A 237-nucleotide genomic window follows, 5' to 3' on the forward strand; every position below is an offset into this window, starting at 1 on the left:
GCCAGATGTAAGTACCGAAGGAAATAAGCCGGCAACGGTTGTGGTAACATACCCAGATGGTTCCAGGGACGAAGTGCCAGTCACAGTTCATGTTACAAAGCCAAGCACGGCAAGTGATACGGATAAGTACGCGCCAGAAGGTCAAACAATCAATACGAAGACTGGTGTAGTCCCAGATCCAGCTGACGGGATCAAGAACAAGGACGAGTTACCAGCTGGCACAAAGTATACGTGGAA

At 49.4% G+C, this 237-nt stretch carries 1 protein-coding gene; it reads left to right on the plus strand.

All coding sequences use genetic code 11. The annotated features are described in order from the left end of the window. On the plus strand, nt 1-237 hold a 237-nt coding region (locus H5S10_RS00115), incomplete at both ends, for a Rib/alpha-like domain-containing protein (protein WP_267905319.1).

Source organism: Limosilactobacillus balticus (assembly GCF_014145615.1).
Classification (GTDB): Bacteria; Bacillota; Bacilli; order Lactobacillales; family Lactobacillaceae; genus Limosilactobacillus; species Limosilactobacillus balticus.